Annotated in this window: 24 protein-coding genes; 15 read left to right on the top strand and 9 right to left on the bottom strand. The window is 64.9% G+C overall.

Annotated features, from left to right (window positions below):
• Positions 1-110: 110 nt before the first annotated feature.
• Genes ACEN9F_RS17185 through ACEN9F_RS17160 form a run of 6 tightly spaced genes read right to left on the bottom strand, consistent with a single transcriptional unit; the run spans position 111 to position 7,442 of the window.
• Positions 111-1,484: a sensor histidine kinase gene (locus ACEN9F_RS17185; RefSeq protein ID WP_413421580.1), complete on the bottom strand. Its 1,374-nt coding sequence runs from the start codon at positions 1,482-1,484 to the stop codon at positions 111-113.
• Entirely contained in the window at positions 1,484-2,827 is a 1,344-nt protein-coding gene (locus ACEN9F_RS17180; RefSeq protein WP_413421578.1) for a sigma-54-dependent transcriptional regulator, read from the bottom strand. The genes ACEN9F_RS17185 and ACEN9F_RS17180 overlap by 1 nt, the downstream gene beginning before the upstream one ends.
• Before the next feature lie 19 nt (positions 2,828-2,846).
• Entirely contained in the window at positions 2,847-4,082 is a 1,236-nt protein-coding gene (locus tag ACEN9F_RS17175) for an ABC transporter permease (protein WP_413421576.1), read from the bottom strand.
• Between the two features lie 12 nt (positions 4,083-4,094).
• Positions 4,095-5,411 (bottom strand): ABC transporter permease, encoded by a 1,317-nt coding sequence (locus ACEN9F_RS17170; RefSeq protein WP_413421574.1) that lies wholly within the window; start codon positions 5,409-5,411, stop codon positions 4,095-4,097.
• Positions 5,412-5,421: 10 nt separating this feature from the next.
• Positions 5,422-6,144: an ABC transporter ATP-binding protein gene (locus ACEN9F_RS17165; protein ID WP_413421572.1), complete on the bottom strand. Its 723-nt coding sequence runs from the start codon at positions 6,142-6,144 to the stop codon at positions 5,422-5,424.
• A 29-nt stretch (positions 6,145-6,173) separates the two neighbouring features.
• Positions 6,174-7,442, bottom strand: a complete 1,269-nt coding sequence (locus tag ACEN9F_RS17160; protein ID WP_413421570.1) for an efflux RND transporter periplasmic adaptor subunit — start codon at positions 7,440-7,442, stop codon at positions 6,174-6,176.
• Between the two features lie 194 nt (positions 7,443-7,636).
• Between ACEN9F_RS17160 and ACEN9F_RS17155 the strand changes: the two genes are divergently transcribed.
• The 9 genes from ACEN9F_RS17155 (at position 7,637) to ACEN9F_RS17115 (ending at position 16,191) form a co-directional block, all read left to right on the top strand.
• Positions 7,637-9,211 (top strand): MutS-related protein, encoded by a 1,575-nt coding sequence (locus ACEN9F_RS17155; protein ID WP_413421568.1) that lies wholly within the window; start codon positions 7,637-7,639, stop codon positions 9,209-9,211.
• Between the two features lie 67 nt (positions 9,212-9,278).
• Positions 9,279-10,886: a methyl-accepting chemotaxis protein gene (locus ACEN9F_RS17150; RefSeq protein ID WP_413421566.1), complete on the top strand. Its 1,608-nt coding sequence runs from the start codon at positions 9,279-9,281 to the stop codon at positions 10,884-10,886.
• A gap of 55 nt (positions 10,887-10,941) precedes the next feature.
• A complete protein-coding gene (locus tag ACEN9F_RS17145) occupies positions 10,942-11,469 on the top strand; it encodes a GbsR/MarR family transcriptional regulator (RefSeq protein ID WP_413421564.1) in 528 nt (175 codons plus the stop codon).
• Position 11,470: 1 nt separating this feature from the next.
• Positions 11,471-11,878, top strand: coding sequence for a thiol-disulfide oxidoreductase DCC family protein (locus ACEN9F_RS17140; RefSeq protein WP_413421563.1), 408 nt, complete (start codon positions 11,471-11,473; stop codon positions 11,876-11,878).
• A 46-nt stretch (positions 11,879-11,924) separates the two neighbouring features.
• Entirely contained in the window at positions 11,925-12,377 is a 453-nt protein-coding gene (locus ACEN9F_RS17135) for a cell division protein (RefSeq protein WP_413421561.1), read from the top strand.
• Positions 12,374-12,994: a DUF4166 domain-containing protein gene (locus ACEN9F_RS17130; protein ID WP_413421559.1), complete on the top strand. Its 621-nt coding sequence runs from the start codon at positions 12,374-12,376 to the stop codon at positions 12,992-12,994. The genes ACEN9F_RS17135 and ACEN9F_RS17130 overlap by 4 nt, the downstream gene beginning before the upstream one ends.
• Positions 12,991-14,436 carry a TIGR01777 family oxidoreductase gene (locus tag ACEN9F_RS17125; protein WP_413421557.1) on the top strand — a complete coding sequence of 482 codons (1,446 nt, stop codon included), beginning with the start codon at positions 12,991-12,993 and terminating at the stop codon, positions 14,434-14,436. Before ACEN9F_RS17130 ends, ACEN9F_RS17125 begins: the two co-directional genes overlap by 4 nt.
• 14 nt (positions 14,437-14,450) lie before the next feature.
• A complete protein-coding gene (locus ACEN9F_RS17120; RefSeq protein ID WP_413421555.1) occupies positions 14,451-15,722 on the top strand; it encodes an SDR family oxidoreductase in 1,272 nt (423 codons plus the stop codon).
• A gap of 4 nt (positions 15,723-15,726) precedes the next feature.
• Positions 15,727-16,191 carry a DUF2269 family protein gene (locus tag ACEN9F_RS17115; protein ID WP_413421553.1) on the top strand — a complete coding sequence of 155 codons (465 nt, stop codon included), beginning with the start codon at positions 15,727-15,729 and terminating at the stop codon, positions 16,189-16,191.
• 23 nt (positions 16,192-16,214) lie between these two features.
• On the opposite strand, the gene ACEN9F_RS17110 is transcribed toward ACEN9F_RS17115, so the two are convergent.
• Both ACEN9F_RS17110 and ACEN9F_RS17105 read right to left on the bottom strand, forming a co-directional pair.
• The gene (locus ACEN9F_RS17110) at positions 16,215-16,964 is read right to left on the bottom strand and encodes a carbon-nitrogen hydrolase family protein (RefSeq protein ID WP_413421551.1); all 750 of its coding nucleotides are present in this window, start codon (positions 16,962-16,964) and stop codon (positions 16,215-16,217) included.
• Between the two features lie 11 nt (positions 16,965-16,975).
• Complete coding sequence (locus ACEN9F_RS17105; protein ID WP_413421549.1) at positions 16,976-18,907, bottom strand: phosphoethanolamine transferase; 1,932 nt, start codon at positions 18,905-18,907, stop codon at positions 16,976-16,978.
• 301 nt (positions 18,908-19,208) lie between these two features.
• Between ACEN9F_RS17105 and rpsL the strand changes: the two genes are divergently transcribed.
• From rpsL to ACEN9F_RS17075, 6 genes are all read left to right on the top strand, one after another.
• Positions 19,209-19,592 carry a 30S ribosomal protein S12 gene (rpsL, locus tag ACEN9F_RS17100; protein WP_008444270.1) on the top strand — a complete coding sequence of 128 codons (384 nt, stop codon included), beginning with the start codon at positions 19,209-19,211 and terminating at the stop codon, positions 19,590-19,592.
• Positions 19,593-19,705: 113 nt separating this feature from the next.
• Positions 19,706-20,176 carry a 30S ribosomal protein S7 gene (rpsG, locus tag ACEN9F_RS17095; RefSeq protein ID WP_008444271.1) on the top strand — a complete coding sequence of 157 codons (471 nt, stop codon included), beginning with the start codon at positions 19,706-19,708 and terminating at the stop codon, positions 20,174-20,176.
• 114 nt (positions 20,177-20,290) lie between these two features.
• Positions 20,291-22,396, top strand: coding sequence for an elongation factor G (gene fusA / locus ACEN9F_RS17090; RefSeq protein WP_413421547.1), 2,106 nt, complete (start codon positions 20,291-20,293; stop codon positions 22,394-22,396).
• Positions 22,397-22,468: 72 nt separating this feature from the next.
• Entirely contained in the window at positions 22,469-23,659 is a 1,191-nt protein-coding gene (gene tuf, locus ACEN9F_RS17085) for an elongation factor Tu (RefSeq protein ID WP_413421545.1), read from the top strand.
• Between the two features lie 126 nt (positions 23,660-23,785).
• Positions 23,786-24,103: a 30S ribosomal protein S10 gene (gene rpsJ, locus ACEN9F_RS17080; RefSeq protein WP_005663509.1), complete on the top strand. Its 318-nt coding sequence runs from the start codon at positions 23,786-23,788 to the stop codon at positions 24,101-24,103.
• 119 nt (positions 24,104-24,222) lie between these two features.
• Positions 24,223-24,603, top strand: coding sequence for a hypothetical protein (locus ACEN9F_RS17075; RefSeq protein WP_413421542.1), 381 nt, complete (start codon positions 24,223-24,225; stop codon positions 24,601-24,603).
• Between the two features lie 9 nt (positions 24,604-24,612).
• Here the strand turns inward: ACEN9F_RS17075 and ACEN9F_RS17070 are convergent, their stop codons facing one another.
• Entirely contained in the window at positions 24,613-25,887 is a 1,275-nt protein-coding gene (locus ACEN9F_RS17070; protein ID WP_413421541.1) for an ROK family transcriptional regulator, read from the bottom strand.
• Between the last annotated feature and the right edge of the window lies 1 nt (position 25,888).

Genomic DNA, 25,888 nt, shown 5'->3' with positions numbered 1-25,888 from the left:
CAGCTCTTGTTCCTTAGCCAAGGCGCGCCTAGTACTGTGTGCGAGCGGACGGTACAACGGCTGGTTGCTTCCTGGCTTTCATAGAGCTAAGTGCAAGAGCGCCCTGACGCTCAGCTGGATGCTCCGCTTATCGGCAGCAGCATGGTCACCGTCAGCCCGCCGCCGTCGCGGTTGGCCAGCGTGATGCGGCCGCCGTGGGCTTCGGCGATCTCGCGCGCCAGCGCCAGGCCCAGGCCCGTGCCGCTGCGCTTGGTCGAGTAGAACGGCACCAGCGCGTTGGTCAGCACCGTGTCGCTCATGCCGGGGCCGCGGTCCTGCACGTCGATGCGCACCGCGCCGTGCAGGCGCCGCACCTCCAGGCTGACCTGGTCGGCCGCCGATCCCGACTCGTGCGCGTTCTTCAGCAGGTTGAGCAGCGCCTGTTCCAGCTGGGCCGGATCGAAGGCGCATGGCTCGGCCGGCGGCTCGCCCGCCAGCGTGAAGCCGACCTGCTCGTGCAGCTGCGCCAGGAAGGCCGGCCACGCCTGCGCCTCCAGGCGCGGCGTCGGCAGCTTGGCGAAGCTGGCGTAGCCGAGGATGAAACTCTCCAGGTGCCGCGTGCGCTCCTCGATGGTGGCGAGGATCTGCGGCAGCCGCTCGGTCTGGCCGCGCCGCACCAGCTCCGCGCCGGAATGCGCCAGCGAGGTCAGCGGCGCCAGCGAATTGTTCAGCTCATGGCTGATGACGCGGATGACTTTTTTCCAGGTCTGCACCTCCTGCCGGCGCAGCTCCATCGTCAGCTGGCGCAGCAACAGCAGCTCGTGCTTGCGGCCGTTCAGGTTGAAGCTGCGGCGCGCCAGGTGGTAGACCTCTTCCTCGTCGATCTCGGTGCCCGCCTCCTTGGTGGTGAACAGGCCGTCGCCGCCGCGCGCCAGCGCTTCCAGCAGCGCCGGCGAGGCGTGCGCCAGCACGTCGTCCAGCCGGTGGCCTTCCAGCTTGCGGCCTTCGTTGAGCAGCTGGCGCGCGGCGACGTTGGCGTACACCACCGGCCCGGATTCGCTGACCAGCAGCATGGCCACCGGCGTGTTCTGCACCATCGTGTCGAGCAGCAGTTCGCGCTGCACCAGGTCCAGGCGCTGCTGGCGCAGCACGTCGCCCAGCGCGTTGTGGGCGGCCACCAGGTCGCTCAGTTCATCGTTCTGCGGCCAGTGCAGGCTGAAGGAAAAATCGCCGTCCTTGTAGCTGGTGACGGTGCCGGTCAGCGCGCGGAACAGCGACAGCATGTGCTCCAGTTGCGCGCGTATCGTGATGATGGAGATCGGCAGCACGCACAGCAGGCATATCGCCAGCACCAGGCCCGGATTGTCGGGAAAGAAGCGGGTCAGCGCCAGTGCGATCAGGATGCCGACGGTGAGCAGCGTGCCCACCATCGCCGTCCAGCGCGTGAGCAGCGAAAGGCGCAGGCCTGTGGCGCGCGGGCTGGCCGGCTTGCGATGCGCGTCCATCAGGAGCGGGCGATGCCCAGCCGTTCCATGCGGCGGTACAGCGCCTGGCGTGACAGCCCGAGTTCGGCCGCCGCCTGCGCCACCACGCCGCCGGCGCGGGTCAGGGCCAGGCCGATGGCGTCGCGGTCTGGTTCGCGGCCGGCGTCTTCCAGCGGGCCGGCCGTGGCGGCGGCAGGCAGGCCCAGATCGCCCACCTTGATGATGTCGCCGGTGGCCAGCAGGCCGGCGCGCACCATGACGTTTTTCAGTTCGCGCACGTTGCCGGGCCACGGGTGCGCCAGCAGCGCCGCCTGCGCGATCGGGTGCAGATGCTTGTCCGGGCCGAGGAAGTGCTGCGCCAGCGGCAGGATGTCCATGGTCCGCGCGGCCAGCGGCGGCAGCCGCAGCTCGATCACGTTGAGGCGGTAGAACAGGTCCTCGCGGAAGCTGCCGGCCCGTATCATCGCCTGCAGGTCGGCGTTGGTGGCGCTGACCACACGCACCTTGACCTGGCGCTCGCGGTTGGAGCCGAGCCGCTCGAAGCGGCCGGTCTCCAGCACCCGCAGCAGTTTCATTTGCCCGGCCAGCGGCAGGTTGCCGATTTCGTCGAGGAACAGCGTGCCGCCGTCGGCCGCCTCGAACTTGCCCTCGCGCGCCTTGGAGGCGCCGGTGTAGGCGCCGGCGTCGGCGCCGAACAGTTCAGCCTCGATCAGCTCCGACGGGATGGCGCCGCAATTGAGCACCACGAACGGGCCGTCGCGCACCGAGGAATTGGCCTGGATGATTTCGGCGATGCGTTCCTTGCCGGTGCCGTTCGGACCGGAAATCAGCACCGGCACGTCGGCCCGCGCCACCTGGCAGGCCAGGTGCACCACGCGCTCGGTGGCCGGGTCCTGCCACACCATGCCGCGCAGGTCGTAGCCGCGTTCCAGTTCGCGGCGCTGGCGCAGCTCCGTCTGCAGCCGCTGCTGCAAGGCGCGCTTGGCCTGTCCCAGTTCGATCAGGTTGTTGACGGTGGCGATCAGGCGGTTGTCGTCCCACGGCTTGGCCAGGTAGTCGGCGGCGCCGGCCTTGACCAGGTCGACCGCCGCGTCCAGGTGGGTCCAGGCGGTGAGCAGGATCACCGGCAGGTCCGGATGCTTTTCGCGGATGGCGCGGAACAGCGCCGTGCCTTCCTCGCCGGAGGTGGTGTCGGCGCTGAAGTTCATGTCCTGGATCACCAGGTCGACGTTCTGGCGCGCCAGCAGCGCCAGGCCGGCTTCGGGCGAGGCGGCGCGCATCGCGTCGATGTCGTGCAGCGAGAACAGCACTTCGAGCGCGATGGCGACGGCCGAATTATCGTCAATTATCAGTACGGTAGGCATGCCGCTAGCATAACATCCCTCACGCACTGCGGGTGGCGGTGGCGGGCGAGATGCTGGCCGCGCGCCAGGCCGGTCCGTACACCGCGATCACGCCCAGCGCCCAGAACACGCCGGCTCCCGCCAGCAGGTAGCCGGCCGGCAGGCGCGCCATTTCCAGCTGGCTGACCAGCAGCTGGTTCAGGCCCAGCGCCAGCAGCACCCCGGCGGCCACGCCGGCGCTGGTGATCATGACGTTCTCGGTGATGAAGTAGCGCAGGATGTCCATGCGGCGGGCGCCCAGCGCGCGCCGCACGCCGATCTGCTTGCGGCGCTGCGTGACCCACAGGCTGGCCATGCCGACGATGCCGCTCGAGGTGATCAGCAGCAGCAGCACGCTGACCGTCACCAGCATCCAGGCCAGCGCGTTGTCGGCGCGGTAGCGGCTGGTGCGGAACTCGTTCATGGTCTTGATGCGCACGATCACCGGCGTCGGCGAGGCGGCGCGCACCGCCGCTTCGGCTTCCTTGATCACGCGGTCCAGCTGGCCCGGCTCGGCGCGCAGCGTGTAGTTGTCGGAGCGGCCGCCGGTGACGCGCACCGGCAGCATGATCGTCAGTTCGCCGGTATCGGCGATTTGCGCGCCGGGCGTCTGCAATTTTTCGATCACGCCGATCACGCGCACTTCGCGCGCCGTTTCGCCGGTGCCGAAGTAGACGGTCTTGCCGACGAAGCTGGCGCTGCCCGGCCACATTTTCTCGCCCAGCTTGCGGCTGATGATGGCGGTCTTGGTGAACTCGTTGCTGGTGTTGCCGTCGATTTCCAGCACGTCGCCGGGCAGGAAGTCGCGGCCCTCGACGATCTGCAGGCCCCAGGTCTTGACCAGCGAATCGGCGGTGCGGTAGGTGCTGGCCTGGGCGGTGGAGTTGACCTGCTTGCGGTCGACCGACAGGCCGGTGTAGTTGCCCGAGCGCGACAGCGGCATCTGCGAGGTGCTGGCCACCGACAGCACGCCCGGCACGGCGCGCAGCGTGGCGGTCTGGCGGTACTGGCCGGCCAGCTGCTCTTCGTGCCCGCCCCGCTGCAGCGGGCGGATCTGCAGGGCGAACACGTCCTGCTCGTTGGCGAGGCCGCTGGTGCGGGCCGACACGGCCTGGCGCACCTGCACGATGTGCAGCGCGTTGGCCAGGATGGCCAGGCTCAGCGCGACCTGCACGGCGACCAGGACAGGGCCGGTTTTGTTGCGCAACAGCGCGGAGAGGATGGGACGGATTTCCATGATGACTCTCTCTTATTGTGATTTGAGTTGCAGGGCCGGCGTGACCTGGCAGGCGCGCCAGGTCGGCAGCAGGCCGGCCAGCACGGCCGAGGCCACGGCCATCGCGAAGGTCGTCAGCAGCATGATCCAGTCCATGTGGGCGACCACGCTCAGCGCCTTGGACTGCATGGCGATCAGCGCCAGCGCGCCGAAGGCCAGCAGCAGGCCGAGCGCGCCGCCGACCAGGCCGACCACCGTGGTCTCGATCAGGAACTGGTGGAAGATCTCGCGGCGCGAGGCGCCCAGCGCGCGGCGGATGCCGACCTCGGAGGCGCGCACCGAGAACTTGGCCAGCAGCAGGCCGATGGTGTTGACCAGGCACAGGACCAGGAAGCCGAAGGCCAGCCAGGCCGACAGCTTCCTGTCGTTGCCGACCACCTTCATGTGGTCCAGCCATTCGCGCACGTTGTACAGCATGTTGGGGGCGTTGCGCTTCAGGCGCCCCAGCTTGCGCTGTTCGATGGCGTAGCTGTCGAGGAAGCTTTGCAGTTCGGCGCGGTCGCCGGCGGTGCGGGTCTCGATCCAGCCCTGGATCCAGGTGCACTCCGAATCGAGGAAGGACTGGAAGCCGGGGGCGACGTCGCTGGTGCAGCTGGTGCTGCCGTTGCGCTGGAATTCGTGGCGGATGGCGCTGGAGAACGGGATGAACAGTTCATCCTCGTCGTCGAACGCGCCTTCGTCGTTGCCGATGATGCGGTGGAAGCGCGGCACCACGGTCCAGGTGTCGAGCACGCCGACGATCTGGTACTGGAAGCCGGACACCGTCATGCGCTGGCCGACCGGGTCGGTGTCGCCGTACAGCTTTTCGGACAGCTTGCGGCTCAGGACAATCACGTCGGCGCCGGCCTTGTCGTCGGCCGGGGTCCAGCCCTGGCCGTGCAGGAACGGGGCGTCGGCCATGTTGAAGAAATCGCCGGTCGGCGCCAGGCCTTGCGCGGTGAACGCGCCGATGTCCTTGCGCGCCGGCTCGATCGGCAGGGCCACGCCGTAGATGATGGTGCGGCGTTCGCCGGCCTTGCTGTTGAGCAGATTGGTGGCGTCGCGGTAGCTGAGCTGGTTGTCGTTCGGTTCGTCGCCGGGCTTGTAGCCTTCGGTCGGGCCGTTGTCGAACAGCGGCACGAACAGGCGGTCGCTCTTTTGCGGGATCGGGTCGCCCGACATCACGTGCAGGATGGTCAGCGTGGCGACGCTGGCGGCCACGCCGACGGCCAGGGTCAGCACCATCAGCGCGGTCAGGGCCGGGTTGCGGCGCAGGCTGCGCACTCCCAGCAGGAAGTAGTATTGGAACATGCGGGGCTCCTTACGCGACATGGGACTTGCCGTCGGCGTTGGCGTCGAACAAGGACGGCGACTTGCGCACCAGGTCCGACACCTGGCCGTCGATGATGTGGACGTTGCGCTGGGTGCGCACCGCCAGTTCCGGATCGTGGGTCACCATCAGGATGGTGGTGCCCTGGGCGTTGATCTCCTCCAGCAGCTCCATCACGCCGCGCGCCATCTGCGTATCGAGGTTGCCGGTCGGTTCATCGGCCAGCAGCAGTTTCGGCGAGCCGGCCAGCGCGCGCGCGATCGCCACGCGCTGCTGCTGGCCGCCGGACAGTTCCGCCGGGTAGTGCCGCATGCGCGAGGCCAGGCCGACCTTGGCCAGCGCGTCCTCGATGCGCTCCTTGCGCTCGGCGGCGTTGAAGCCGCGGTAGCGCAGCGGCACGTCGACGTTGTCGAACAGCGACAGGTCGGGGATCAGGTTGAAGCCCTGGAAGATGAAGCCCAGCTTCTCGTTGCGCAGGCGCGAGCGGGCGTTGTCGTCCATGCCCTTGACGTTGACGCCGTCGAGGATGTACTCGCCGTCGGTGAACTCTTCCAGCAGGCCGGCGATGTTGAGGAAGCTGGTCTTGCCGGAGCCGGAAGGACCGGTCACGGTGACGAACTCGCCCTGCTTGACGTTGATCTCGAAGCCGCGCAGCGCGTGGGTTTCGATCATGTGGGTGCGATAGACTTTGCTCAGGTTATTCATGCGCAGCATGGAAGGCCTCTTCAGGAAAAGTGATTGGGTTACTGGTTGATCGAGACGCGTTCGGCGTTCTCGAAGGTTTCGGTGCCGGCGATGACGACCTTGTCGCCTTGTTTCAGGCCGCCGAGGATCTCCACCGCGGAGACGCTGGTGGCGCCCATCTTGATCGGGGTACGGATGGCGATGCCGTCGCGGACCACGTAGGCGAAGCGGCCGCCCTCGGACTCCACGAACGGGCCGCGCTGCACCATCAGCACATTGGGTTTCTCGTCGATCAGCAGGCGCGCCGTGACGCGCTGGCTCTGGCGCAGGCCGGGCGGCTGCTCGCCGTTGAAGCGTACGCGCGCCAGCACCTGGTTCTTCACCACCTCCGGCGACAGCGCGGCCAGCTTGCCGGTGGCGGTGGCGGTGCCGACGTTGACTTCCGCCGTCATGCCCAGGCCGATGTCGGCGACGTAGGTCTCCGGCACCTCCAGTTCCACTTCGAGGCGCGACAGGTCGACCAGCGTCATCAAGGGCGTATTGGCCGGCACCACGCTGCGGTTGGCCACCGACAGCGTGCCGATGAAACCGTCGACCGGCGCCCGCACGGTCAGCTCGTCGACGCGGCGCTGGGCGTTGGACAGGGTGCTGCGCTGCTGGTCCAGCTGCTTGATCTTGGACTCCAGCTCCAGCGCCACGTTGTCGCCTTCCAGGCCGGCCGCCTGCTCCGCGTGCCTGGCGCGGATCTCGGCCGAGTTCAGCGCGTCCTTGGCTTTCTGGTATTCGATCTTGGCGATGATGCCTTCGTTGGAGACGGCGTCGTAGCGCTCCAGCGTGCGCTGGGCCGACAGGCGGTCGATCTCCGCGGTGTCGGCGTCGCGCCGCGCCAGCAGCTTCTGCTTGCGGGCCAGGATGCGCTGGCGCGCCACGTCGGCTTCGATCTGGGCGTAGGCGGCCTGCTCGCGCTTGAGCGCATCGGACAGGTCGGGCGATTCCAGCACCGCCAGGATGTCGCCCTTCTTGACCGTGTCGCCGGCGTTGACCTTCAGCGTGACGGTGGCCAGCGAGGCGGCGTACAGCGTCGGGCTGATGGCGGCGACGATGCGGCCGTTGACGGCGGCGTCGCGTATCAGCGTGCCGCGTCCCACTTCGGCGATGCGCAGGCGCGACATGCTGACCGAGTGGCCGCTGCCGCTCCAGGTGTGCAGCAGGTAGTAGCCGACGGCCACCAGCGCGAGGGCGCCGGCGGCGATGACGATGCGGCGCTTGGCGGCGTGCCCCTTGGGCGCGGTGATGGCGGCGTCTTGACTTGAGGTATCGCGGATCATGGGTCGGTAAAGAGTGAAAAGATGGGCAACTCCATGCAGAAAGCGTGCCAATGCTTAAGTGTTTGATTTGATTGGGTATAAACAGCCGTGTCCGCTGTCCGCGACTGTCCGCGTGTCCGCCGCCGCGTCCGCCTGGCTTGATATTCTGGCAATCGTGACCATGTGCGGGGCTGTCGCCATCACCTGGGTTGTCCATGTCCCTGCTTGCCTTGCTGCTGCCTGCCGAAACACCTGTCGAGGACTATCCCTTCGTGCCCAGCGATGTCGCGCTGTATCACCGGACCTTGGGCGGCGGCGACGCGCTCGATGCGCAGACCTGGGACGACATGCTGCTGCAGCCGTACAGCGCGCAGCTGGCAAAGGAGACCAGCATCTTCGGCCAGCAGGAGCTGCACCGGCGGCTGCATGCGGACGGCGACGCCGGCGCGCCCGCGGCGTCGGCTGTCCGTGTCCGCGCGCTGATGGCGGACGCCGGACAGCGGCAACTGCTGCACAAGACCTGCCACAGCCTGCGCCGCGGCGACCGCGAAATCAGCGAGCATCTGTTTGGCGCCGAGGCGCCATCCAAGCCGCGCTGGGTGCCGCTGCTGCGCTGGCTGCCGGTGGCGTTCCTGCTGTGCGCCGTGCTGGCGCTGGTCACCGGCTGGATGCCGTTGTGGGGCGTGGTGGTGGCGCTGTGGCTGCTGCTGATGGGCGTGCAGATGCGCTTCCGCGACGACGCCGAGGCATGGTTCCGCATCCATCATTCCGTGCAGCAGATGCTGCGCACGCATTCGCTGCTGGCCAGGCTGGATGCACCGCTGGCCGCGCCGTTCCGCGCGGACGCCGCGCGCGCCGGCAAGATCAACCGCGCCATCGGCCAGTCGCTGACGCGCAACCTGCCCGGCGTGCGCGAATACGCGGACTGGCTGTGGCAGATGAATATCCGCGACTACTTCAACAGCCGCGAGGTGGTGCGCCTCGACGCCGAATTCCTGCGCCACAGCTTCCGCATGGTCGCCGCGCTGGAGGCCGACGTGGCGCTGGCGCGGCATCTGGCGCAGGCGCCGCGCCATTGCTGGGCGGAGCGGGGCGATGCGCAGTGCGGCGACCTCGCGCTGACGCAAGTGGTGCATCCGCTGCTGGCCGATGCGGCGCCGCTGTCGTTTGCGCTGGGGCGGCAGGGCGCCTTCATCTCCGGGCAGAACGGCATCGGCAAGAGCACCTTGCTGCGCACGGTGGGGTTGAACCTGATCGTCGCCCGGGCCTTCGGCTTCTGCTACGCGGACAGCGCGGTCACGCCGGCGCTGGCGGTCTATTCCAGCATGCAGAGCGAGGATGCGCTGGAAGGCGGCGAGAGCCTGTACATCGCCGAACTGCGGCGCGCGCGCGAGCTGCTGGCGCTGGCCGAACGCGCGCCGGCCATCTTCATCATCGACGAGATCTTCCGCGGCACCAACCACCTCGAATCGATATCGGCGGCGACGGCGGTGCTGCACACGCTGTCGGCGTCGGGCAAGGTCATCGTCTCCTCGCACAACCTGGTGCTGGCGCCGTTGCTGGCGGACTGCCTGGCGCCGCTGTGCGTCGGCAGCGTCGATGGCCGGCTGCGGCTGGCGCCGGGCGTGCTGAAGGAAACCAACGGCATCGCGCTGCTGGGCGCGCGCGGCTTCGACGAGGCCATCTCGGCCAAGGCCAACCGCGTGTTCGCATGGCTCAGCGACTACATGGCCCATCCCGCCGATTGCGCTGACATGCGCGACAGTCTCCGCTCATCGTCTTTTGTATAGGACATTTCCAGCCTGTTCAGGTTAGAATGATTGCTCTAATGCAATTATTCTAAAGGGAGGATAGGGTATGACCAACGTCACCGTGCGCGCCAGCCTGTTGGGAGTGCTGTTGCTGTTCACCGCGATGCTGCTGGCCGGGGCGGGCCTGGGCATTTATGCGATACATCAATCCAACCAGTCGATCGCGCTGGTACACGAGGTCAGTAGCCAGGTCATCCTGATCAATGACTCGTACAAGGACACGACCCGGGTGCGGACCGCGCTGACCCGCGGCTATTCCGCGCTGAGGGAAAACGGCACCCAGGAAGCCAAGGACACGGCGCTGGCGTCGTCCAAAAAGTCGCGCCAGAAAGCCGCTGACTTCCTGGCCACGTTCCAGAAGGAGCCGGCCTACGAGGGGCAGGATCTGGAAATGAAGAAAACGCTGATCGATGCCGGCAATGCCTTGTTCGTGGTGCTGGACAAGGCCTACGACGCGCTGGCCAAGGATGACGCCGCGTCCTACTCGGAGATCAATGTCAAGGAGCTGACGCCGGCCGGCGCGGCCTTCTCCGCGGCGCTGGAAAAATTCCAGAAGCGCAGCGATGACCAGATCAATGAGCTGCTGGACCGGCGTGCGCGCGACTACCGGATCGTCATGTGGCTGGTCGCCATCGGCCTGCTGGGCGCGGCGGGCCTGGTGATCGGCGTCCACCTGCTGCTGAAGAAAATCGTGCTGTCGCCGCTGGAGCGCGCCGTCGCGCTGCTGGACCAGGTGGCGCGCGGCGACTTGACCGCGCAAATCAAGGCCTCCGGCGACAATGAAATCGCCCGCCTGCTGCTGGCGATCCAGCGCATGCAGCGGGACCTGATGTCGACGGTGTCGCGCGTGCGCCGTGGGGCGGAGTTGATCAACACCGGCTCTCAGGAGCTGGCCGCAGGGAATATGGAACTGTCCTCGCGCACCGAGACGCAGGCCAGCTCGCTGGAGGAAACCGCCGCCTCGATCGAGGAGCTGGCCAGCACCGTCAAGCAGAACTCGGACAACGCCCAGCATGCGCGCAGCCTGGTCGAAGGCGCTTCGGGCACGGCCGCGCACGGCGGCCAGGTGATGCGGCAGGTCGTCGCGACCATGACCGACATTAACGACGCCTCGCGCAAGATTGTCGATATCACCGGCGTCATCGACGGCATCGCCTTCCAGACCAATATCCTGGCGCTGAACGCCGCCGTCGAAGCCGCGCGGGCCGGCGAGCAGGGGCGGGGTTTTGCGGTGGTCGCCTCCGAGGTGCGCAACCTGGCGCAGCGCTCGGCCGCCGCGGCCAAGGAGATCAAGGGCTTGATCGACAACTCGGTCGAGAAAATCCAGCTGGGGACCGACCTGGTGCAGCAGGCCGGTACCACCATGAGCACGCTGGTCGGCGACGTCCACCAGGTCACCCAGATCGTCGGCGAGATCGCCGTCGCCAGCCGCGAGCAAAGCGAGGGCATCGACCAGGTCAACCAGGCCATCGCCCAGATGGACCAGGTCACGCAGCAGAACGCCGCGCTGGTCGAGGAAGCCGCCGCCGCGACGCAATCGCTGCAGGACCAGGCCGGCCAATTGGCGCAAACGGTCAGCATCTTCAAGATCGACGACAGCCAGGCCGGCCGCCCGGCCGGCGGCGTCACCCGCGGCCGTCTCGCGCTTGCTTGACTTTAATCCGTTGGAGTTCTATTATTTCTGTAACGACAGAAATGAAAGAATTCCAATGACCCTCGCGCCGACCATCCAGAAATACATCCTGCACTGGGGCGAGATGGGTACGCGCTGGGGCGTCAACCGCACGGTGGCGCAGATCCACGCGCTGCTGTTCCTGTCCAACCAGCCGCTGCCGGCCGAGGACATCGCCGAGACCCTGACCGTGGCGCGTTCCAACGTCAGCAACAGCCTGAAAGAGCTGCAAAGCTGGGGGCTGGTGCGGATCACCCACATCGCCGGCGACCGCCGCGACCACTTCGTCGCCTTGCAGGACGTGTGGGAAATCTTCCGCGTCATCGTCGAGGAGCGCAAGAAGCGCGAGATCGACCCCACCCTGGCCGTGCTGCGCGAATGCGCGCTGGAAGCGGAGCACGATCCGGCGCTGGAGCAGGCCACCAAGGTCAAGATGGACCAGGTGCTGGATTTCCTGGAAATGCTGACCGCCACCTACGGCGACTACAAGCACCTGCCGCCGGCCACCATGCAGCGCTTCCTCAAGATGGGCGGCAAGGTGGCCCGTCTGATGGGGGGAGACTGACATGAGCGGTGCCGAACTGACGCTGTATTACGACGGCCGCTGCGGCTTCTGCCGCACGGAGATGTCGCGCCTGCGCCGCTGGGACGGCGCTGGCCGCCTGCGCTTTACCGACATCGCGGCGCCGGACTTTTCGCCATTGCCGGTGGGGGCAAGCATGCAGGCGTTGAATACGGAGATGCATGCGCTGAGCGCCGATGGGCGTCTGCTGGTGGGCATCGACAGCCTGCTGGCCGCCTACACGCTGGTGGGGCGCGGCTGGATGGTGGCGCCGCTGCGCTGGCGCGCGTTGCGGCCGGTGTTTTCCGCCATGTACCGCAGCTTCGCGCGCAACCGCTATCTTATCTCCCGCCTGTTGGGCAGGTCCGTGTGCGCCGAGGGCGTGTGCACCGGCAGGCATCCATTTGGCTAAAAATTTCACTTTGTATTTCTGTTTTTACAGAAATAAAGGAAAAATCATGACGACAAGAATATGGCTGGTGCGTTGGATCTATGGGGTGGTGGCCGCGCATCTGGTGGTTGGCGTGCTGCTGCCCTTGTATGCCGGGGAAGCCGTCGCCGACGGCTATCGTCGTGGCATCGAAGATTTCTTCTTCGATGCGGAGGCGCCGCCTGCGGCCAGGGCGCTGCAGGTCTGGTGGCTGTCGCTGTTCGGGCCGACGGTGCAGGCGGCGGCGATCTGGATGGCCGGCCTGGCCGTGATGGGCGACAAGCAGAAAAACGCTTTCGCATGGGCCATGCTGATCCTCGGACTGCTGGTATGGGCGCCGCAGGACATGCTGATTTCGGCGCGCGCGCACTGCTGGATCAACCTGTGGATCGACGCCTTCGCGCTGGCGGTGATGCTGCCGCCGCTGCTCTGGCTGTGCAAGCTCGACCTGGGACTGAAGACTGGAAAGGCGACGTCATGATGATGCCCTCGGAAGGTGAGCTTTTCAAGAAAATCCTGGGACCGGCATGGCGCCGGCTGCATCCCGATATCCAGGCGCGCTTCGGCAAGAATCCACTGCCCGGCAAGCCGCTGCACTACCGTGGCCGCCTGACGGAGCTGACCTGCTCCGGGGTGGGAAAGGTGCTGGGCTACCTGGCCATGCCCTTGATTAAGGGCGCGCTGATGCCGTACAACGACGCCGACTTCCCGGTCGACATACAGGTCTATTCGAAGCCCGATTGCGCCTCGATTTTCAAGCAACGCATCTATCGGCTCAACGGCCGCGACCCGGTGATGTTCACTTCGTTCATGGCCGAAGGCAGCAAGGGCGAGGTGCTCGAGTACGTCGGCATGGGTCTGGGCATGAAGCTGGTACTGGATGTTCGGGACGGCAATCTGCATTTTGAAAGCGATGGATACTTCTGGGACCTGTTCGGCGTGCGCATCCCGCTGCCGGGCGTACTCACCCCGGGCAAGACCTTCCTGTGCCACCGCAATAACAGCGCCAACCAGTTCGACATCCGCATCGAGATCCGGCACGTCCTGTTTGGGACGACCTTCACACAAGCAGGGGTATTCCACGAGGTGACGGCATGAACACGCATTTACTGGCCTTGCAGTTGATGGCTTTCCAGGGTTGCCTCGGCGCCTTCGATACGCTTTACCACCACGAGCTGACGGAAGCGCTGCCCGGGCGTGCCAGCGCGCGGCGCGAATTGTCCATCCATGCGGTGCGGTCATTGATCTACAGCGCGCTGTTCCTGGGCCTCGCCGGCTGGGCGTTCCACGGCGGATGGGCGCTGGTGCTGCTGTTGGTCTTTGCGGTTGAAATCGTACTGACGCTGTGGGATTTCGTCGTCGAAGACCGTACGCGCCTGTTGCCGGCGACCGAGCGCGTCACGCATACGGTGCTGGCGATGAACGGCGGTGCGTTCATCGCGCTGCTGGCGCTGAATACGCCGCAGTGGGCGGCGATGCCGGCGGCGTTGGTCTGGCAGCCGCACGGCGCGTTGAGCGTGTTCCTCGCGGCATGCGGCGTCGGCGTGGCCTTGTCCGGCATGCGCGATGCATGGGCTGCGCGGACGATCGGCAAGCTGGCCGCGCGCGATATCGCTGCGGCGGTGCGTTTCGCCGATACGGAGCGCGGTTTCCTGGTCACCGGCGCCACCGGTTTCATCGGCCAGAGGCTGGTGCGCGCCTTGCTGCGCGATGGTCACCGCGTTACCGTGCTGACCCGCCAGGCGCGCCAGGCGGCCTGGATGTTCGACGGCCGCGTGGAGTGCGTGACGAGCATGGACCAGTTGCCGACTTCACGCCGGATCGATGTGGTCATCAACCTGGCCGGCGCGCGCATCCTGGGCTGGCGCTGGACGGCTGCGCGCCGCGCCGCCTTGCACAAGAGCCGTGTCGAGCTGACGCGCAGGGTGGTGGCGTGGATCGCGGCGGCGGAAGACAAGCCGGCCTTGATGTTGTCGGCATCGGCGATCGGCTACTACGGCATTCAACGGCGCGGCGACGACACGCCGCTGACCGAGACGCATGGCGCTCAGGCGATGTTCATGTCCGACCTGTGCCGCGAGTGGGAGCAGGCCGCGCAAGGCGCCGCTGCGCACGGCGTCGGCGTGGCCTGCATGCGCTTCGGGCTGGTGCTGGGAACGCAGGGCGCGCTGCCGATGATGCTGTTGCCGGTCAAGCTGGGGCTGGGCGGCCCCTTGGGCGGCGGCACGCAATGGCTGTCCTGGATCCACGTGGACGACCTGATCGGCGGCATCGCCCACCTGTGCCGGACAGGCGGTTCGGGCATCTACAATTTCACGGCGCCGGAGAGTCTCTCGCAGGCGCAGTTCAGCCGCGTCGCCGCCAAGGTGCTGCGGCGCCCCTATGGTTTCCCGACGCCGGGCTGGCCGATGCGGCTGATGTTGGGCGAGCAGGCCGACCTGCTGCTCGAAGGCCAGCGCGTCGCGCCGGAGCGCCTGAAGAGCAGCGGGTTCGCATTCCGCTACCCGCATCTGGAAGACGCGCTGCGTAGCCTGGCATAACTCAAGGAGATGGTATGAAAGTGCTGGTACTGGGAGCTACTGGACTGATCGGCCGCCATGCGCTGCGCGCGTTACGTGCAGCCGGCCGCACGGCGATCGGCGCCAGCCGCCATCGTCCGCCCGATGAGCGTGCCGCTGACTGGTTGGAACTCGACTTCGGCAGCATGACGCGGGAGCAGGACTGGCTGCCGTTGCTGTCCGGCTTCGATGCGGTGGTCAATTGTGTCGGCATCATCCGCGAAGAGCGCGAGGGCGATTTCGACCGCCTGCATCGCACCGCGCCGATGGCGGTGTTTGCGGCTTGCGAGCGGCTGGGCGTGCGGCGGGTGGTGCAAGTGTCGGCGCTGGGCAGCCATCCAGATGCGGCCACCGGGTACTGGCGCAGCAAGGGTGCGGCCGAAGTGGATCTGATGGCGCGCGGCTTGAGCTCGACGATTGTCCGGCCATCGCTGGTGTACGGCGACGACGGCGTCAGCAGCGCGGTGTTCCGCATGCTGGCGACTTTGCCGGTGTTGATGATGCCGATGGCGCAGGGGGCCAAAGTGCAAGCGATCCATGTCGACGACCTGGCGGCGGTGCTGGTCAAGCTGGTGATGGCGGAAAGCGTGCCGCGCGAGCTGGCGGTGGTCGGCCCGCGGGTGACGACGATGGCCGGCTATCTCGGCGCCTTGCGTGACGGGATGAAGGCGCCGCCGGCGCTGGTGCTGGACTTGCCGATGCCGGTGGCGCGGATAATCGCTCACGCGGCGGTGCTGAATCCATCCAGCCCGCTGACGCCGGAGTCGTTGCTGATGCTTGAGCAAAGCGCGGATGGCAGCAACACTGCAGACGCCGCAGCGGCCGCCGCCATGCTCGGCCGGCCGATGCGCGATCCTGCGCGGTTCGCGCGGCCGGATCATCGCATCGTCGCGGCGTGGGCTTGGGGGCGAATGCTGGCCACCGTTGCGATGGCCGTGCTGTGGCTGACCACTGCTTACGTTTCGTGGTTCGCCTGGCCGCACGCGGACAGCATGGCGTGGTTGGCCGCCTGCGGCGTGCCGGCCGGTTGGCTGGAGCATGTGCTGCTCTCGGCCAGCGTACTGGATGCTGCGATCGGCGTGTTGCTGTTGTTGCGTCCGCGCCGCTGGCTGTGGGCAGCGCAGCTGGCGCTGGTGGGCGGCTACACGGCGGTCATGAGCGCGTGCCTGCCCGGCTTCTGGCTGCATCCGTTCGGACCGTTGAGCAAGAACCTGCCGCTGCTGGCGCTGATGCTGGTGATGTGGCGCTTGAGCCCCAGGAAAGGATAAGACGATGGACTACCTTGCAATCAAATGGCTGCACATCCTGTCGGCCACGCTGATGTTCGGCACCGGCTTCGGCACGGCGTTTTATATGTTCTTCGTAAATCGCAGCGGCGACGTGCCGGCGATCGCGGTCGTCACGCGGCTCGTGGCCAAGGCGGATTGGTGGTTCACCACGCCGTCGGTGATCATCCAGCCGCTGTCGGGGTTGTGGATGATCCACCTGGCGGGTTTTCCGATGTCGTCGCAGTGGATCGTGTGGTCGATCGCGCTGTACGCGCTGGCGGGGATCTGCTGGCTGCCGGTTGTCTGGCTGCAGCTTAAGATGCGCGACATGGCTGCCGAAGCAGCGCGCACCGGCCAGCCGCTGCCCGGCCGCTACTGGCGCTACGAAAAAATCTGGACCGCGCTGGGCTTCCCGGCCTTCGCCGCGCTGCTGGTGGTGTATTGGCTGATGGTGCACAAGCCGGCCTAGTGCCAATCCGCGCAGTCCAAGAACTATAGAGCAGGCGTGACCTGGCCGCTCCAGCCATTGTGCTCCCGTGCGATGACGAGGCAGTTGCCGGGCCCTTCGGCTTGCACCAGCAGGCTGCCGCCCGGAGCCCAGAAGGCGCTGCGGCCGGCGGCTTCGTAACCGCCGGATGGCGCGGCGTGATTGGCGATCATGACGCCCATGCCGAAGTCCGCTGCGTAGCTTTGCAACTTGGCCGCATCGGCCGCGTAGCCGCCTTTGGAAATCAATACGCCTGCAAGATAGACCGAGGCGCCAGCTTCCGCCGCGGCAGCCGCATGGGCGTGGCGGGTGGTGTCGGCGCAGATGCCTTGCGCGTAGCGGTGGCCTTTCAGCGCGCGGCAGTGCGCGCCGATGGCGCCGGGTTGCGCGTAGCGCTCTTCACCGTCATGCAGGTATTGCTTGCGATAGATGGTGACCGTGCCGTCCGGCGCGAACTCGAAGCTGGCGATAAACGGCGATGCCGCGCCGTCGTCGCTGATCGGCGCGCCGACGATGATCGTCATGCCGGTTGCCGACGCGGCTGCGCGGATAGCCTTCAGTCTCCCATCGTCCGGCGTCAGCAGGCAGTCGCGCAGCAGCGGCAGCTCGTAGCCGCACAGCGATAGCTCGGGAAACAGCAGCAGCTCCACGCCCTCCGCCCGCGCGGCCTCGATAAATTGCAGATGCGTGCGGACATTGGCCTCGATGTCTCCCGCGATGGACGGCGACTGCGCCGCCGCGATACAGATGCTCATGCAGATACTCCTTATTTTTCCTGCTTGAGGGGCTTGCCTTTGTCCATCACCTCGCGGCAGTCGCCTTTGAATTTGGCATTGTCATAGTTGCTCCAGCCGTAGCTGTCGACATAGCGCTTGTGCTGCTTGAATTGCTTGTTGATGAAACTCCATTCCAGCTTTTCGTCTTCGTACTGGATGTCGCCCAGGTCCAGCAGCGTGTGGAAGATGTTTTCCGTCGCCAGCCGCGCCTTGCGGTGGCGGATCAGCTGCCGGATCTTTTCCGGATAGCGTTCCTTGTATTCGTCCGAGTACCAGACCAGCGCCGGTACGTGGAATTCGTATTGCGTGTTGTGGCCGTGGAAGGCGAGGTTGCATGTGCCGTCGTACAGCGTCTGGCCATGGTCGGCGACATACACCATCGAGGTCAGCTGCTGCGTGCCCTTCAATTGGCCGATCACCTGCGACAGGAACCAGTCCGTGTACAGGATGGAGTTGTCGTAGCTGTTGTTGAGCTGCGGCTTGATCTTGGTGTCGGTGTAGACCGGCTTGTCGACGCCGAACAGCGACGGCTGCCAGCGATCGAAATCCTTCGGGTAGCGCTGGCTGTAGTTCCAGTGGTTGCCCAGCGTGTGCAGCACGATCAGCTTTTTCGGCGCCGGGTCGGCGATCGCGTGCTGCAGCGGCTCCAGCAAGATCTGGTCGAAGTTGGAGTTGTTGGTGAAGCCACCCAGGTTCATGAACTGGATCACGTCCGCTTCCTTGGCGAACACCGACACCGGCGTGTCGAACTGGCCGAACGAGATCTGGTTCGATAGCCAGTAGGTCTTGAAGCCCGCTTCCTTGTAGGCGGTGAGGAAGGATTTTTCCGAGAAGCCGTCTTTCAGGCTTTGCATCGACGGCTTGCGCGAGATGATGACCGGCACCGACAGCCGCGTGGCCGAGACCGCCGTGATCACGTCCGGCAAGGTCACCAGGTTGGCTTCCTGCTTGAGCAGCGGGTTGGTGTCGCGCGCGTAGCCGTTGACGCTCCAGCGGTCGTAGCGCGACGATTCGCCGATCACCATGATGACGATCTCCGGGCGGTCGTTGTGCTCCGGCTGGTGCGCCTTGAAGCTGAAGCTGTTGCTGCGTTGCCCCAGTTCGGCCAGGTAGCGGCGCTCTTTGTAGAAGTCGATGCCGCGCGCCGTCAGGCCGAACGGCCAGGAGGAGGCGAGGTCGTCGAAGCCGAGCGGCGAGCGCGTCCACCACGGCATGGCGGCCCAGTGCCAGCCGCTGCGGTTGGCGCCCTCGACGGCGGCGTGCTCGGGCGGGACATCTTCTTCGGCGTCCTCTTCCTCCTCGGCGTCGGCGGCCGATGCGCTCAAGCCCATGTGGCTGAGGGCGGAACTGATGGCGGAGCCGAACGCCGATCCGGCCGGCTTGGCCGCGGCGGACGCCTTGGCGGCCTTGGGCGCCGGCTTGGCGCGCACGCCGAATTCCCAGCCATAGGTCCAGAAACCGGCCAGCACCACTAATAGAGAGAGCACGATCCAGCGCGACTTGCCGCGCCAGGCCAGTTCCGGACTGCGGCGGGCGGCGATCTGCAGCGCGATCCACCAGGCGATCACGCCCAGCATCACCGCGCCCATCAGCCATACCTTCCTGCCGAGGAATTCCATCGCTTCCTTGGGGCTGGTCTCGGCGATGATGCCCAGGTGGTGGGTGGAGATGCCCTGGCCGTAGTACATGAACAGATAGATCTCGGTCGGCAGCGCCAGGCAGGCCGGAAGCAGCAGCCAGTGGAACCAGGCCGGGCGCTGCAGCACGCCCCACACCGTCGCCCAGGCCAGCAGCTCGACCGCCAGCACATGCGCGAGCTCCGGCACTTGCCTTCCTAGCAAAATTGGCACGCAGGGAACAAGTGACAGCAGCAGGTAGCTTGCGAGGACAAACACGGGGGCGGGGCGCAACAGGGATCGCATAAGGACGGACTGAAAGAAATTGATGCTATTATCAAGTCTTTCTTGCACTTGCAGCGAGTTTTTGCAGGCCGCCTTACAGGCCGTGCCGGCCGCATGCTGCCGCGAAATAGATTGACTGGCGCCCCAACCACGTCTATACTCGCGAGTTCTCAATTTATTCTGCGCATCGTATACGCTGTTTCAAGCCGCTCCCCGCGAGTGGCTATTCGCGCCTCCTTTGCCGCCGTAGATAGAGACTAGGTTTTAGTCCCCGGACAACCGTCCGGGTGTTCAACGTTGTAATTTAGTTGGGTTTAGAACGATGCCAACCATCAATCAACTGATTCGCAATCCACGCGTCGCCCTGACCGTGAAAAGCAAATCGCCGGCGCTGGAAAACAGCCCGCAAAAGCGTGGCGTGTGCACTCGCGTGTACACCACCACTCCTAAGAAGCCTAACTCGGCTTTGCGTAAAGTCGCCAAAGTGCGTCTGACCAACGGTTTCGAAGTCATTTCGTACATCGGCGGCGAAGGCCACAATCTGCAAGAGCACAGCGTTGTTCTGCTGCGCGGCGGTCGTGTCAAAGACTTGCCGGGTGTGCGTTACCACATGGTTCGCGGTGCACTGGATACCCAGGGCGTTAAAGACCGTAAGCAAGCTCGCTCGAAATACGGTACCAAGCGCGCTAAACAAGCCAAGAAGTAATTGCAAATTAACTGAGTTGAGCCGGTCGCGAGACCGAGTAAGTGGGAGACTTTGATGGTCTGCCGCGAGTGTCCAAGCAGGTGACACTCAACTGAAGATAGGAAGGAATTAACATGCCACGTCGTCGTGAAGTACCCAAGCGCGAGATCCTGCCGGATCCAAAATTCGGCAACACGGATGTCGCCAAGTTCGTGAACGTTCTGATGCTGTCCGGTAAAAAATCGGTCGCTGAAAACATCATCTACGGTGCCTTCGAGCACATCGCCGCTAAATCCGGCAAAGACCCGCTGGAAGTGTTCGCTACCGCGATCAACAACGCCAAGCCGCTGGTTGAAGTGAAATCCCGTCGCGTCGGTGGTGCAAACTACCAGGTGCCGGTTGAAGTCCGTCCAGTGCGTCGTATGGCTCTGTCCATGCGCTGGCTGCGCGAAGCTGCGAACAAGCGCAGCGAAAAATCCATGCCACAACGCCTCGGCGGTGAGCTGATGGAAGCGGCTGAAGGCCGCGGCGGTGCGATGAAGAAGCGTGACGAAGTCCACCGTATGGCTGAAGCGAACAAGGCGTTCTCGCACTTCCGCTTCTAATAAAATCGGCCAGGCCCTTCGCGGTCTGGTTGTTATCTGTTGTTCGAGGCCGGGCTCATTTTTGTCAGCAAAAATGGCGCTCGGTTTTGTCCATTCAAAGATTTAGGAATAATTATGGCCCGCAAGACCCCCATCGAGCGCTACCGCAATATCGGTATCTCCGCTCACATCGATGCAGGTAAGACCACCACCACCGAACGCGTTCTGTTCTACACGGGCGTGAACCACAAGATCGGTGAAGTTCACGATGGCGCCGCCACCATGGACTGGATGGAACAGGAACAAGAGCGCGGTATCACCATTACCTCGGCTGCGACCACCTGCTTCTGGAAAGGCATGGCTAACAACTTCCCAGAACACCACATCAACATCATCGATACCCCAGGCCACGTCGACTTCACCATCGAAGTGGAACGTTCGATGCGCGTTCTGGACGGCGCTTGCATGGTTTACTGCGCAGTGGGCGGTGTACAGCCACAGTCGGAAACCGTATGGCGTCAGGCCAACAAGTACAAAGTGCCACGTCTGGCCTTCGTCAACAAGATGGACCGTACCGGCGCCAACTTCTTCAAGGTCTACGAGCAGATGCGCGCTCGCCTGAAGGCGAACCCGGTCCTGATCCAGATCCCGATCGGCGCTGAAGACACCTTCAAGGGCGTGATCGATCTGGTCAAGATGAAAGCGATCCTGTGGGACGACGCGTCGCAAGGCATGAAGTTCGACTACGTCGACATTCCTGCGGAACTGGCAGCGTCGGCCGCCGAGTGGCGCGAGAAGATGGTCGAAGTCGCTGCCGAAGCGTCGGAAGACCTGATGAACAAGTACCTGGAAGAGGGCGACCTGTCCGAAGCCGAGATCAAGAAAGCGCTGCGCGAACGCACCATCGCTTCCGAGATCGTGCCGATGATGTGCGGTACCGCCTTTAAAAACAAGGGCGTACAGGCCATGCTGGACGCGGTCATCGAATACCTGCCGTCGCCACTGGACATCGACGACGTCGGCGGTACCGACGAGGACGAACAGCCGACCACCCGTAAAGCATCGGACGACGAGAAGTTCTCGGCGCTGGCTTTCAAGATCATGACCGACCCGTTCGTCGGCCAGCTGGCCTTCTTCCGCGTGTACTCGGGCGCCATCAATTCGGGCGACACCGTGTACAACTCGGTCAAAGGCCGTAAAGAGCGTCTGGGTCGTATTCTGCAGATGCACGCCAACCAGCGCGAAGAGATCAAAGAAGTGCGCGCCGGCGACATCGCCGCCGCCGTTGGCCTGAAAGACGTGACCACGGGCGAAACCCTGTGCGATCCGACCTCGATCATCATTCTGGAACGCATGGTCTTCCCCGAGCCGGTGATTCAACAGGCCGTGGAACCAAAAACCAAGGCCGACCAGGAAAAAATGGGTCTGGCACTGAACCGTCTGGCTCAGGAAGATCCGTCGTTCCGCGTCAAGACCGACGAAGAGTCGGGCCAGACCATCATCGGTGGTATGGGCGAGCTGCACCTGGAAATTATCGTTGACCGCATGAAGCGCGAATTCGGCGTCGAAGCAACCGTCGGCAAGCCACAGGTTGCCTACCGCGAAACGATCCGCAAGGCCTGCGAAGAATCCGAAGGCAAGTTCGTCAAGCAGTCGGGCGGTCGTGGTCAATACGGTCACGTGGTGCTGAAGATCGAACCGCAAGAACCGGGCAAGGGCTTCGAATTCGTTGACGCCATCAAGGGCGGCACGGTTCCACGCGAATACATCCCTGCGGTTGAGAAGGGTGTGCGCGGCACGCTGAACACCGGTGTTCTGGCCGGCTACCCAGTGGTCGACGTCAAGGTCACGCTGTTCTTCGGTTCGTACCACGATGTGGACTCGAACGAAAACGCGTTCCAGATGGCCGCTTCGATGGCATTCAAGGAAGGCTGCCGCAAAGCGTCGCCAGTCATCCTGGAGCCAATGATGGCGGTGGAAGTGGAAACGCCGGAAGACTACGCCGGTACCGTGATGGGCGACCTGTCGTCCCGCCGCGGCATGGTGCAGGGCATGGACGAGATCCCAGGCGGCGGTGGCAAGATCATCAAAGCTGAAGTGCCGCTGTCGGAAATGTTCGGTTACTCGACCACCCTGCGTTCCGCAACGCAAGGTCGCGCTACCTACACGATGGAATTCAAGCACTACTCGGAAGCGCCTAAGCACGTTATCGACGCGATCGTCACTGCTAAAGCTAAGTAATTTTTGTATTTTTTGCGGCCGGGGAGGATCCCCTGGCCGCATATTTAAAACATTGTTCTAAGGAAGAATAAAATGGCAAAAGGTAAATTCGAACGGACTAAGCCGCACGTCAACGTTGGCACCATCGGTCACGTTGATCACGGCAAGACCACCCTGACCGCTGCGATCGCAACTGTTCTGTCGAAAAAATTCGGCGGCGAAGCTAAAGCATACGACCAGATCGATGCGGCACCAGAAGAAAAAGCACGCGGCATCACCATCAACACCGCCCACGTCGAGTACGAAACCGCAGCGCGCCACTACGCGCACGTTGACTGCCCAGGCCACGCCGACTACATCAAAAACATGATCACCGGCGCGGCACAGATGGACGGCGCGATCCTGGTTTGCTCCGCAGCCGACGGCCCGATGCCACAGACCCGCGAGCACATCCTGCTGGCGCGTCAGGTTGGCGTTCCATACATCGTCGTGTTCCTGAACAAGTGCGACCTGGTCGACGACGAAGAGCTGCTGGAACTGGTTGAAATGGAAGTGCGCGAGCTGCTGTCGAAATACGAGTTCCCAGGCGACGACCTGCCGATCATCAAAGGTTCGGCACGTAAGGCACTGGACGGCGACACCGGTCCTCTGGGCGAGCAAGCCATCATGGCCCTGGCCGACGCACTGGATTCCTACATCCCTACGCCAGAGCGCGCAGTGGACGGCGCCTTCCTGATGCCAGTGGAAGACGTGTTCTCGATCTCGGGTCGCGGCACCGTCGTTACCGGTCGCGTTGAGCGCGGTATCGTCAAGGTCGGCGAAGAGATCGAAATCGTCGGCATCACCGACACCGTCAAAACCACTTGCACCGGCGTGGAAATGTTCCGCAAGCTGCTGGACCAGGGTCAGGCAGGCGACAACGTCGGTCTGCTGCTGCGCGGCACCAAGCGTGAAGACGTACAGCGTGGTCAGGTTCTGGCGAAGCCAGGCTCGATCAAGCCGCACAACCACTTCACCGGCGAGATCTATGTCCTGTCGAAAGACGAAGGCGGCCGTCACACCCCGTTCTTCAACAACTATCGTCCACAGTTCTACTTCCGTACGACTGACGTGACCGGTTCGATCGAACTGCCAGCGGACAAAGAAATGGTTATGCCAGGCGACAACGTGTCGATCACCGTCAAGCTGATCAACCCGATCGCGATGGAAGAAGGTCTGCGCTTCGCGATCCGCGAAGGTGGCCGTACCGTTGGTGCAGGCGTTGTAGCGAAGATCCTGGCTTAATTTTTAAGCTGGATTGAAACCGGGCCGATATGGTGTGATACCATATCGGCCCAGTCGTACCAAACTCGTTCTTTTAAACATTGCTGGCGCTACATAGTTGCCAGTTCGCTCTTTTGAGGAATTATCATGTCCGCACCAAACCAGAAAATCCGCATTCGCCTGAAAGCTTTCGACTACAAGCTGATCGACCAGTCCGCACTGGAAATCGTTGACACCGCTAAGCGCACCGGCGCCGTTGTCAAGGGCCCAGTCCCATTGCCAACCCGCATCCAGCGTTTCGACGTTCTGCGTTCGCCACACGTCAACAAGACCTCGCGCGACCAGTTCGAAATCCGCACCCACCAGCGCCTGATGGACATCGTCGACCCAACCGACAAGACCGTTGACGCACTGATGAAGCTGGACCTGCCAGCTGGCGTCGATGTCGAAATCAAACTGCAGTAATCGATTTTAAGTGGGCAGCTTCGGCTGCCGGCTGATGATGGGGCCGGACGTGCAAGCGTCCGGCCCCGTTTTTTTTGCGGCGATTGCCATTTCAATCGCTCTGCCGTATCGTCGGGGGCATGACCTATACCTACAGCCGCCGTCTTGCCCTGGTGTTCGGCCTCTTGCTGCCGATCGCCGAAACCGTGCGCCGCTGGCACCAGATCAGCGCCGGCACGCATATCCTGTTCTGGCTGGACGACGTCCTGCTCGGCAGCCTGCTGTTGTACGCGGCCTGGCGCAGCCGCATCAACGCCGCCGACGGCCAGCGCTTCCTGTCCGCGGCATGGGGTTGCGCGCTGGGCATGGGCTACTTCAGTTTCTTCGGCAAGCTGCTCGATCCGGCCCGCGCCGAACCCGGCCCCTTGCCGGGCGTGTGGGTCGAGGTCATCGTCGGCGCCGGACTGCTGCTGTCCGTCATGGCCCTGATCGGCAGCCTGCGCAAATTGCCGCCGGCCTGAACGAACGGTTCAGCTCCAGGCCCAGAAGCCGGCCGTCAGCGCCGGCGGCAGCTCGGCCACCTTGCTGCCGCCGCGGCGGGCGACGCCCTGGCCGACGAACGGCCGCATCAGATAATGGCGCGCCATGGCGGCGCCGCCGATGGCGATGGCGTTGGCGCCGAAGTGCGGCGTGCGGATGGTCGGCGCCGGCAGCAGCGTGGCGCTGGCGCAGTCGAGCAGCACCTTGCGGCCCGGCTCGATGAAGCGGTCGCCCAGGCGCAGCGCGGCGCCGCCGATGACGATGCACATCGGGTCGAACGCCACCCACAGGTTATTCAACAGCACGCCGAGGTTGCGGCCCGCCGCCTCGACCGCCTTGCAGGCCGCCGGCTCGCCGGCCTCCGATTGCGCGAACAGCTGTTCCAGCTGCTCCGGGCCGGCGTTGCCCAGCTTGCCATACACCTCGTCCATCAGGGCCTGCAGGCCGATCAGCGCGTCGGCGCAGCCGCGCCGTCCGCACGAGCACGGCGGTCCGCCCTGCTGCAGGATGGTGTGGCCGACCTCGCCCGCGAAACCGTACAAGCCGGTCAGCAGGCGGCCGTTGACGATGATGCCGGCGCCGACGCCGTAGCCGATGCTCAGGTAGATCAGCGGGTCGGCGCCGATCTGGCCGGAAAACTCCAGCTCGGCCAGCGCCGCCACGTTCGCTTCGTTCTGGATGAACAGCGGCAGGTCCGACAGCGCGGTGCCGGCGAAGTGCGCGCGCATCTGGCTGGCCACGTCGACATTGCGCCAGCCCAGGTGGGGCGCGTAGTGCAGCACGCCGGTGGCGTCGTCGACCACGCCGTGCAGGCCGATGCCCACGCCCAGCATGGTGCGGCCGGCCAGCTCGCCGCCGGCCTGCGTCATTTCGATCAGCGCGTCCGCCATCAGGCCGATGCAGGCCGCGGTGTCGGCGGCGTCGGTGTAGGGGATGGCGCGCTCGGCCAGCACCTTGCCCAGCAGATCGGTGGCGACCACGCGCGCCGCGCCGATGCCCAGGTCGGCGCCCAGCAGCGCCAGGCGGGTGCCGTCGATGTGCAGCGGCGTGGCGCGGCGGCCCAGCGCGCCGGTGGCGCGCAGCTCGCTTTCGCCGAGCCAGCCCTCGTCCATCAGTTCGCGCACCAGCAGGCTGACGGTGGACTTGGTCAGGCCGACCTTCTCGGCCAGCGCCGCGCGCGACAAGCCCGGCTCGCTGCACAGCTGGCGCACCAGGGCCATGCGATTGATTTGCTTGAGTAGCTGCTGGTCGCCGGCGACGATCATA

Origin of the sequence: Duganella sp. CT11-25 (assembly GCF_047302815.1) — a bacterium.
Taxonomy (GTDB): domain Bacteria; phylum Pseudomonadota; class Gammaproteobacteria; order Burkholderiales; family Burkholderiaceae_D; genus Rugamonas.
This window is presented reverse-complemented; position numbering and strand designations above follow the sequence as displayed.